This is a genomic window from Allobosea sp. 05T439 (genome assembly GCF_056396005.1).
This window is the reverse complement of record NZ_JBFTKP010000082.1, coordinates 1-9,269: the sequence shown is the minus strand read 5'-3', so window position 1 is coordinate 9,269 and position 9,269 is coordinate 1. Positions and strand designations below refer to the sequence as shown.

The 9,269-nt window shown below is 61.8% G+C and carries 10 protein-coding genes; 2 read left to right on the top strand and 8 right to left on the bottom strand.

Annotated features, from left to right (window positions below; translation table 11 throughout):
- The 8 genes from AC1DIO_RS34570 to AC1DIO_RS34535 form a co-directional block, all read right to left on the bottom strand.
- A partial coding sequence (locus tag AC1DIO_RS34570; protein WP_476854884.1) for a cytochrome c3 family protein occupies window positions 1–629 on the bottom strand: 629 nt, incomplete at its 3' end.
- A gap of 12 nt (window positions 630–641) precedes the next feature.
- Window positions 642–1,142 (bottom strand): nitrate reductase cytochrome c-type subunit, encoded by a 501-nt coding sequence (locus AC1DIO_RS34565; protein ID WP_476854883.1) that lies wholly within the window; start codon window positions 1,140–1,142, stop codon window positions 642–644.
- Window positions 1,115–3,610, bottom strand: a complete 2,496-nt coding sequence (gene napA, locus AC1DIO_RS34560; RefSeq protein ID WP_441490402.1) for a periplasmic nitrate reductase subunit alpha — start codon at window positions 3,608–3,610, stop codon at window positions 1,115–1,117. The genes AC1DIO_RS34565 and napA overlap by 28 nt, the downstream gene beginning before the upstream one ends.
- The gene (locus tag AC1DIO_RS34555; protein WP_441509145.1) at window positions 3,607–3,885 is read right to left on the bottom strand and encodes a chaperone NapD; all 279 of its coding nucleotides are present in this window, start codon (window positions 3,883–3,885) and stop codon (window positions 3,607–3,609) included. Before AC1DIO_RS34555 ends, napA begins: the two co-directional genes overlap by 4 nt.
- On the bottom strand, window positions 3,878–4,387 hold the full coding sequence (gene napF / locus AC1DIO_RS34550; RefSeq protein ID WP_441509146.1) for a ferredoxin-type protein NapF: 510 nt from the start codon (window positions 4,385–4,387) through the stop codon (window positions 3,878–3,880). Before napF ends, AC1DIO_RS34555 begins: the two co-directional genes overlap by 8 nt.
- A gap of 10 nt (window positions 4,388–4,397) precedes the next feature.
- On the bottom strand, window positions 4,398–4,586 hold the full coding sequence (gene napE / locus AC1DIO_RS34545; protein WP_476854882.1) for a periplasmic nitrate reductase, NapE protein: 189 nt from the start codon (window positions 4,584–4,586) through the stop codon (window positions 4,398–4,400).
- A gap of 126 nt (window positions 4,587–4,712) precedes the next feature.
- Window positions 4,713–4,946, bottom strand: a complete 234-nt coding sequence (locus AC1DIO_RS34540) for a hypothetical protein (RefSeq protein ID WP_441509125.1) — start codon at window positions 4,944–4,946, stop codon at window positions 4,713–4,715.
- 119 nt (window positions 4,947–5,065) lie between these two features.
- Window positions 5,066–5,509, bottom strand: a complete 444-nt coding sequence (locus AC1DIO_RS34535) for a hypothetical protein (protein WP_476854881.1) — start codon at window positions 5,507–5,509, stop codon at window positions 5,066–5,068.
- Window positions 5,510–6,336: 827 nt separating this feature from the next.
- On the opposite strand from AC1DIO_RS34535, the gene AC1DIO_RS34530 reads away from it, so the two are divergent.
- Window positions 6,337–6,855, top strand: a complete 519-nt coding sequence (locus AC1DIO_RS34530; protein WP_476777512.1) for a YcnI family copper-binding membrane protein — start codon at window positions 6,337–6,339, stop codon at window positions 6,853–6,855.
- 45 nt (window positions 6,856–6,900) lie between these two features.
- A complete protein-coding gene (locus AC1DIO_RS34525) occupies window positions 6,901–8,490 on the top strand; it encodes a copper resistance CopC/CopD family protein (protein WP_476854880.1) in 1,590 nt (529 codons plus the stop codon).
- Window positions 8,491–9,269: the final 779 nt, after the last annotated feature.

Sequence of the window (9,269 nt, the reverse complement as noted above, 5' to 3'; positions counted from 1 at the left end):
GGGGCTTCCTTCCAGCCGGGCTCGATACCGGTCATGTCGGGCAGGAGATGGGCGATGCCCTTGTGGCAGTCGATGCAGGTCTTCTCCTTCGGAATCAGGAAGCGGCTGTGGATCTCGGCTGCCCGGCGCGTCTGCTTGGTGAAGTCCATCGCGACGGTGGAATGGCAGTTMCGGCATTCCAGCGAGTCGTTTGCCTTCAGCCGCGCCCATTCATGYTTGGCGAGCTCCAGCCGGTGGTCGAGGAATTTCTGGCGTGTCGAGATGGTGCCGAAGATCTTGCCCCAGACCTCCTTCGAGGCCTGCATCTTGCGGGCGATCTTGTGGGTCCATTCATGGGGGACATGGCAATCGGGGCARCTGGCCCGCACGCCTGAGCGGTTCGAGAAATGAACCGTCTGGGTCAGCTCCTGATAGACGTTGTCGCGCATCTCGTGACAGGAGGTGCAGAATTTCTCGGTGTTGGTGACCTCGAGCGCCGTATTGAACGCTCCCCAGAACATGACGCCGCAGATGAAGCCGCCGAGCGTCAGGAACCCCAGGGACAGATAGGCGCTGGGCCGGCTGATGACCCGCCAGAACCAGACCGCGAGGTTCCACGMGCGCAGGAAGAGAGCCTTCAGCTTGCCCATGTCGGCGCCCCGTTACCGCTTGCGGCCAATCGTGTTTGCGTCCTGGAACGTATTCGGCACCAGCGTGCGGGCGTCGGTTTGCTGAACATGGCAGGCGGTGCAGAAATAGCGCCGCGGGGTCACGTCCGAGAGMACCTGTCCGTCCCGGTCCTGGAAATGGGTGATGCTGATCATCGGGGCGCCGGAGCCCTCGGTGAACTCCCGCTTGTGGCAATCCATGCAGCGGTTGGTGTTCAGCGTCAGCTGATAGCCGTCGATCGAATGCGGAATGATCGGCGGCTGTTCCGGGTAGTTCCGCATGCGCCTGACGTCGTCGACGATCGGACGGTCGAGCGGCGGCACGTTGACGGCGCCCATCGGCGGCGCCGCGCCGGTCAGGCGCGGCACGATGTTGATCCGGCCGCTCTCCTGCGAGAGCGCGCCGAAGCAGAGGACGACGAGAGCTGCCAGGGYAGTTCCAAGGACGGTCCAGGAGCGCACCAGGCTCAGACCGCTACGATCTTGACCGCGCATTTCTTGAAATCCGTCTGTTTGGAGATGGGATCCGTCGCGTCGAGAGTGGTCTTGTTGATGAGCTGGCTGGCGTCGAACCAGGGCACGAAGACGACGCCCTGGGGCATGCGGTTGCGCCCGCGCGTCTCGACCCGGGTCTGCATCTCGCCGCGGCGGGAGATCAGCCGGATCTCCGCCCCCTGGTTGAGCCCGCGCTTGCGGGCATCGTCCGGGTGCATGAAGCAGCGAGCGCCGGGGAAAGCCTTGAAGAGCTCCGGCACGCGCATCGTCATCGAGCCGGAATGCCAGTGCTCGAGCACCCGTCCGGTCACCAGCCAGAGATCATATTCGTTGTCCGGCGATTCCGCCGGCGGCTCGTAGGGCACGGCGATGATCCGCGCCTTGCCATCGGGGTTGCCGTAGAACTCGAAACCCTTGCCCGGCTTCACATAGGGGTCGAGGCCTTCGCGATAGCGCCAGAGCGTTTCCTTGCCGTTGACCACCGGCCAGCGCAGCCCGCGGACCTCGTGATAGGTGTCGAACGGCGCCAGGTCATGGCCGTGGCCGCGGCCGAAGCTGGCATATTCCTCGAACAGTCCCTTCTGGACGTAGAAGCCGAAATGCTTGGCCTCCAGATTGTCATAGGCGGGGTCGACCTCGCTTGCAGCGAAGCTGTCGACATGCCCATTCCTGAACAGCACATCGAACAGCGTCTTGCCGCGATAGTTGGGATTGGCATCGAGAAGGGCGGCCGGCCAGACCTCGTCGGTGGTGAAGCGCTTCGAGAATTCGACCATTTGCCAGAGGTCGGAACGGGCCTCCCCGGGCGCCTTGACCAGTTGGTGCCAGAAATGGGTGCGCCGCTCGGCATTGCCATAGGCACCCTCCTTCTCGACCCACATGGCGGCGGGCAGGATCAGGTCGGCGGCCATGGCCGTCACGGTCGGGTAGGCGTCGGAAACGACGATGAAATTCTCTGGATTGCGATAGCCCGGGTAGGTTTCCCCGGCACTGTTCGGCGCCGCCTGCAGGTTGTTGTTGACCTGGATCCAGTAGAAATTGAGCTTGCCGTCCTTGAGCATGCGATCCTGCTCGACCGCGTGATAGCCCGGCTTTTCCGGGATCGTGCCGGCCGGAATCCGCCAGATCTCCTCGGCGTGCTTGCGGTGCTCGGGATTCACCACAGTCATGTCGGCGGGCAGACGATGGGCGAAGGTGCCGACCTCGCGTGCCGTGCCGCAGGCGGAAGGCTGCCCGGTCAGTGAGAAGGGGCTGTTGCCGGGCTCCGAGATCTTTCCGGTCAGCAGATGCAGGTTGTAAACGAGCTGGTTCGCCCAGACGCCGCGGACATGCTGGTTGAAGCCCATCGTCCAGAACGAGACGACCTTGCGCTTCGGGTCGGCATAGAGCTCTGCCAGCTCTTGCAGGAAGCCGGGCTCCACCCCTGTCAGCGCCGAGACTTTCTCGAGGGTGTAGTCCTTGACGAAGGCGGCATAGGCTTCGAAGTCGATCGGCGAGGTCGCGCCGACATCTTCCGCCTTCTTCGCCTTGACCTCGCGCGGATCGTCGGGCCGCAGGCCATAGCCAATATCAGTCGCGCCCTTGACGAAGTTCGTGTGCTTCTGGACGAAGTCCTTGTTCACGCGGCCGGTCGTGATGATGTGGTTGGCGATGTAATTGAGGATCGCCAGATCGGTGCCGGGCTTGAAGACAATCGGGATATCGGCCAGGTCGGCGCTTCGGTTGGTAAAGGTCGAGAGCACCGCAACCTTGACATGGGGGTGGCCGAGCCTGCGGTCGGCGACCCGGGTCCACAGGATCGGGTGCATCTCCGCCATGTTCGAGCCCCAGAGTACGAAGGCGTCCGTGGCTTCGAAATCGTCATAGCAGCCCATCGGCTCGTCCATGCCGAAGGTGCGCATGAAGGCGTAGGCGGCAGACGCCATGCAGTGGCGCGCATTCGGGTCGAGATTGTTCGAGCGGAAGCCGGCGCGCATCAGCTTGGTCGCGGCATAGCCCTCCCAGATCGTCCACTGGCCGGAGCCGAACATGCCGAGCGCGGTCGGCCCTTTGTCTTTCAGGACCTGCTTGGCCTTGGCGGCCATGACGTCGAAAGCCTCATCCCAGGAGACCGGCGTGAACTCGCCGTCCTTGGCGTAGACGCCGCCCTTYTTGCGCAGCAGAGGCTGCGTCAGCCGGTCCGCGCCGTACATGATCTTCGAGAGGAAATAGCCCTTGACGCAGTTCAGGCCGCGATTGACCTCGGCCTTCATGTCGCCATGGGTGGCGATGACCTTGCCTTCCTTGACGCCGACCATCACGCCGCACCCCGTGCCGCAGAAGCGGCAGGGCGCCTTCGACCAGGTGATCTCCAGCGTGTCGACGCCGCCGGCGACAGGCTGTGCTTCGGCGGGGAGGCTCATATTGGCGGCGGCAGCGGCGATGCCCGCCGCCTGCGCCTTCAGCATCTCGCGACGGGATAGGGTCATGATCCAGCTCCAGTGTCGTCGAGGGCGATGATCTGTTCGAAGACGAAGTTTGCCGAAAGGACGCCGTCCATCAGTGCGATGCCGGTGAGCCTGCTACCCATCTCGCCGGTGCTCTCGGCTTCCATCACGATGACGATCTTGCCGTTCTCGACACGATGGACCTCGGTGCCCGGCAGGGCATTGATCTGGCGCACGACCGCGTCGCAATGCTCCGGGAAGGCCGTGACGACGGCGCTGGAAATATGGATGGTGCGGGCCGCTTGGGCTTCAGGCATGGGCTGCCTCCGCTGCCGTGGGGCAGGTTCCGATGGCGGCGGCCGGGCAGGCCGCGATGCAGGCGCCGCAGCCGGTACACTGAGTGGCGGTGAGGACAGGCAGGGCAGGGCCACCAAGGCGCGGTCGGAAACGGATCGCCGCTTCCGGACAGGCATCGCCACAGCTCTGGCAAACGATGCCGCGGGCGGCAAAGCATGTGTTCCCGATCACGGCGACGTGCTGGAAAGCAGGCCGCCCGCGATCGAAGACCGGCTCCGGGCAGGCTGCGGCGCAGGCGCCGCAGAAGCTGCACTCGCCGGAGCTGAAATCGATCTCGGGCCGCTGCCGGGCATCGAGCCTGAGGATCGCTTGCGGGCAGGCGCTGACGCAGGCGCCGCATCCCGTGCAGGCGCTCGCGATTGTCTCTTCGAGGGACCAGGGTGGACGAATGACGTCCGGTTCCGAGGGAAGAAGCCCCTTCAGGAACCCACGTCTGCCGAGATCGATCCCGTGCTCTGCCATGGCCGGGCCCTCACCGTGGTGGGCCGGGCGGTCCGAAGACCACTTGCAGCATCCAGACCAGGAAACCATAGCCGCCGACGACGCCGACCGCGATGATCGGCCAGATCAGGATCGCCAGGACGATGAAGGCAAGGAACTCCTGCCGTCGCGTTGCAGGCCTGAATTCGGCCCGGGTTTCGGCTTTGGCACCATCGGACATCACAATACCCGCTCCCGAGATGACGTTGCGACGGCGCTCTCAGCTTCATTCCTTAGAAAATCTTCAGAGAAGCTAGACCCCCATGCGCCGCCTTGTCGAGTGCCGACGTCACGCCGGGCAGTTCTTCTAGCCACTGATCGGGTTTCCCGTCTGAGGGGGCAGAACCGGGCATTTGGTTTCCGTCAATGGCGGTCCGTCGCGCAGGCAGTGACCTTGAGCGCGGCCCACTATGATCCATTGCTCGATCTGCTTGCCCAGCGAATCACCCTCTCCGTCGCGACCCGCGAGGTAGCGCTCGCGTTGTGCCTGTTCCATTCCCTCAAGCACTGCTAGCCAGTCTGCGTAATTCGTTCTGGTCATCCCGGCCTCCTCTGCTGCAAACCTTGCAAAGGCAGTCGCTGAAACCGCCTGTAGCTCGACCGGACCGCTTGAAGCCCAAATTCGAGCCCATTCGTGCCCACCCCAAGATTGAAGGGTCATCAGGTCCGGCCTCGCATTGTCACTCGATCAAGCGCGAACCCACGCTGCTTCATGGCCAAGTGGTCCTGTCTCCAGATTGCGGATGGGGCGAGTTCGAGCGCGATTGTTCGAAGTCCAAGCTCGGCAGCCAAATTATTGGCGAAGCACATAAGGGCCTCAATCAGTGCGGAGCTTGGCAGCCGGACCGATGCCAGTTCCGAAACAGCCAATGTGGCTTCGGACGAAAGCGATTGTACAACGTCATAAGAAAATATGCCGTGATCGCAGCCGCGCCTGTCGTTGAGCGCAATCAGCCCGCGCGTCTTGCCGGACATTTGATCAGAACCCTGCAAGTAGTGCGACCACGCACATGCAGAGATACCAGGATGGGCTGAAACCATTAGCGAATAGGTTGCTCGTTCCTGCTGCTCTGTGACCCGTGCCGCCTCGAATAAGTCATCCATTTTGATCGCACGCGTGCTGGAGCGGAGTGTCGGCAGCAAAGATCAACGCCCCTACAGCTGCATTGATGCAGATCAAGAAGGCGAATGCAGAGGCCGGGCCAAGCAGTTGGAATGTGACAAGCGTAGATCTTCAGGAACGGACCTCGATCCCGTCATGTCGAAGATTGCAAGCAAGCGCCTGCGGCCACGCTGACGCGCCTACCAAGTTGAATCCTGTTTGCGCCGCATCAATTGGCGTCCCTTGCTCGGGTGATAATCGGTGACCCAGGAGGGTAGTTCGTGTCTGGGCACCGAAGCACGTCAGGATCAGCTCGGTGGGGCGCAATCGGCCTCGCCTATCTGATCGTGTTTCAGGCGGTCGTCACAGGCCTGATATCCGGCGCACACGGCGTGGTAGTCACGGTGGATCGGACTATCGCTCTCACCCATTGCGCGACCAGCGCTCCTGGCTTCGGGGGCTCATCAGATCACGCACAGCCTGATCTGATGTTCGATTGCTCATTAAACTGCGCATTCTCCGCAAACATCGCGATCAATCCCGCAGCCAGTTTCTTCCCGGTGTCTTATCGCGTTGCGAACCAGACCGGATTTGCTCCGTATCCCCAGGTGCCGCCGGGATTTTACTCAGGACACTTTCCCGCAAACCCGCGTGCGCCCCCCGCCTGAGCTTTCCCGTAGGCGCAGCCTTCCATGCCTGGCGCTGGTTCAGATCGCCGAGTGTTTGACGTCGGCTCTGAGTTCTACGGACCACCCGCTGTTTACTTCTCTGCCAACCGGGACATAGGCGCCCGAAATCCACCCAATCAGCTTGCCTGAAGGAACTCGCTATGAAAGCCCATCTGATTGCCGCTTTGATTCTTGCCGCCGGCACAACGGGGGCAGCAGCTCACGTCACGCTTGAAACTCAGCAGGCCGCCATTGGCTCGACCTACAAGGCGGTGGCGCGCGTGCCGCACGGCTGCAAGGGTGCCGCCACCCTCAAGGTGCGCGTCAAAATTCCCGAGGGCGTGATCGCTGTGAAGCCGATGCCCAAACCGGGATGGACGCTGGAAACTCTCAAGGGCGAGTACGCCAAGTCCTATGACTACTATGGGACGCCGACTTCGGAAGGCGTCAAAGAGGTGGTCTGGAGTGGCGGGAAACTGCTCGACGAACACTATGACGAGTTTGCCTTTCGCGCTTACCTCACGACCGACCTGAAGGCTGATACAGCGCTATATGTGCCAATCGTCCAGGAATGCGAAGGCGGCGCTGTGGAACGCTGGATCGAAATCCCCGCACCGGGCAAGACCAGTGACGACTACAAGTTTCCGGCGCCGAGCCTGAAACTGATCCCCAAGAAGTAGTCACCGAAGCGGCCGGATCTTGGTGTTCGATCCGCAAGGACTATCATGATCCGGCGCMTTCGCCTCTTCATCATTCTCCTGGTCAGCTCAGGTGCGGTTGTTGTTGCCGCGGCTGGGCAGGCCGCTGCCCACGCGGCACTAACTGCTGCGACGCCGGCAGATGGTGCGATCGTGGCGATGGCACCATCTGTGTTGACGCTGAGCTTCAGCGAGCCAGTCTCCCCCCTCCTCCTCAAGCTCATTCCGCCAACTGGAAAACCGCAAACTCTCGATCGCTATGAATTGAGAGATCGCTCGTTGGCCATCAAGGTTCCGATCGGCCTCAGCAACGGCACACATGTGTTGAGTTGGCGGGTGGTTTCCGAAGATGGGCATCCGGTGGGGGGCGCGCTCGTTTTCTCAATCGGTGCTGCAAACATCCGGGCACCCGACGTAGACGTTCACGCCGACCGCGCGGTGCTTTTTCTACTTTGGGCGACAAAGCTCGGCCTTTATCTGGTACTGTTTCTCGGCGTCGGCGGCGCGGCCTCGGCGGTATGGATCGCCCCCCTGCCGGTCGCGGCGCGCTTGTTCTCCGCAGGCCTCATGGGCATGGGATTGGGGGTTCTGCCCCTCGCGGTCGCGGCGCAAGGGCTGGATGTACTTGGCGCGACCGCGGCCAGCTTTTTCGATACCGCAGTCTGGAAAGCGGGTGCTAGCAGCGCCTTTKGCGTKACCGTGATGATGGCGGGCTTTTCCATCGCCACAGGGTTAGCCTCGATCGCCACTCAAGGGATAGCGCGAATTGGACTGGCCTGGAGCGCCTTGGCTGGGGTCGGGCTGGCTCTTGCGGCCAGCGGGCACGCCAGCGCTGCTACCCCCCAATTCCTCATGCGATCGGCGGTGTTTATTCACGGAGTAGGCATTGCCGCCTGGACCGGCGCTTTGTTTCCATTATGGGTCGCGCTCCGTAGCCGGAATAATGCAGCTCTTCTGCGGTTTTCGAGGCGGATTCCGCTTTTCGTCGGCGGAATCCTGCTGAGCGGCTTGGCTCTGACGGTCGTTCAGGTCGAGCGCATTTCGGCGATCACCAACACGGAATATGGTTGTGTGCTCGTGCTTAAGCTGCTCTGGGTCGCTGTGCTGTTGGGGGCGGCGGTATGCAACCGGTACATGCTGACTGTTAAGGTCGTGGGAGGCGATATCCCCGCGAAGGCTCGGCTGCGGCGGGTGATTGCCACTGAGATCGTGCTTGGTCTGCTCATCTTTGGCACTGCCGCTATGTGGCGCTTCACGCCGCCGCCACGGGTCCTCGCGCAAATATCTGCCCAACCGGCGTCTGCGCACATCCATACCCCCAAGGCCATAGTCGATATCAGGCTGACGCCGGGCCGGGTTGGGCTCGCAAGCCTTTCGTTGAAACTGCTCGATCGCAGCTTCGAAGCTTTGCGGGCCAGAGAGGTCACGGTCACCCTGTCCAATCCCGTGGCAGGAATCGAGGGGATCGAACGTCCAGCCTATCAGGCCGGTGATGGCACTTGGCGCGTCGACGAAGTGCTCGTTCCCATGCCCGGCCGCTGGAATATTGAATTCGAAATTCTGATCTCAGACTTCGAGATGCTTCGCCTTAGCACCACAGTCGAGGTCAAGCCGTGATCGGAGGCGTCGTCCGACTGCCTCGCATGCGTCACCGGGACCGTGAGGACGAGCGACGATTTTCCGATCATAGATCAAAAGGTCCACGCCTCTACGCAGAACAATAATACGGCATTCGGTAGCAAAGACAACCGAGCGCTTAGCAAGCGGCTCAACCGGAGAGGTTCTAGGCTCCTCAACGTCCCTGAAAGATTTGTGAGGCATCTACCGCATCGAGCAAACGTTCCGAATGTCGCCAGGGGGACGGGAAACCACGTTTGGCTATCCGCCCGTAGCTACCGATTGGGATGTCTGCTTCTCGGCAGTTGAAAGGTAACTATAGGCGCTCCGAGATTGCGTCACTTGGTCCAACGCGGGTGTTTCATGGCAAGAATGGGCGCGTCGCAAGCCTGCACACTTACTAAAGGATTCTCCGCCGAACGTGTATGTCGAGCTGATTTCTGCGCTTGACACGTTCCGCTGAACTTCCGCCTTTGATGGTTGTTCCATCCTAAAGAAGATGACAGGTGTGCCGCAGTCGTCTGCGGGTCTTCCGAGCGACCATCCTACCGGATCGAATGCCTGCAGCAGGGGGGATTGCCTATCTCGCCGGCCTGCATATTGTTGGGTAACTTCTTGACAATGCCGGATACCAATCTGGCGGCTCTCGACAAGTATTCACTGGCTGACGCGGTCCGGATTTCGACCTTCCGGTCCCTCTCTCGAGCACCGCGAGCCGCGCTGTGTGATGACCGGGGGGAGAGCGAATGGTTGCCGGGCTGACTGTCGCAGAACGCCAG

What these genes read in the sequence shown, in the direction of transcription:
- AC1DIO_RS34555 (WP_441509145.1), bottom strand. Translation starts at nt 3,885, where the DNA reads ATGCCTGAAGCCCAAGCGGCCCGCACCATCCATATTTCCAGCGCCGTC.
- napF (WP_441509146.1), bottom strand. Translation starts at nt 4,387, where the DNA reads ATGGCAGAGCACGGGATCGATCTCGGCAGACGTGGGTTCCTGAAGGGG.
- napE (WP_476854882.1), bottom strand. Translation starts at nt 4,586, where the DNA reads ATGTCCGATGGTGCCAAAGCCGAAACCCGGGCCGAATTCAGGCCTGCA.
- AC1DIO_RS34540 (WP_441509125.1), bottom strand. Translation starts at nt 4,946, where the DNA reads ATGACCAGAACGAATTACGCAGACTGGCTAGCAGTGCTTGAGGGAATG.
- AC1DIO_RS34535 (WP_476854881.1), bottom strand. Translation starts at nt 5,509, where the DNA reads ATGGATGACTTATTCGAGGCGGCACGGGTCACAGAGCAGCAGGAACGA.
- AC1DIO_RS34530 (WP_476777512.1), top strand. Translation starts at nt 6,337, where the DNA reads ATGAAAGCCCATCTGATTGCCGCTTTGATTCTTGCCGCCGGCACAACG.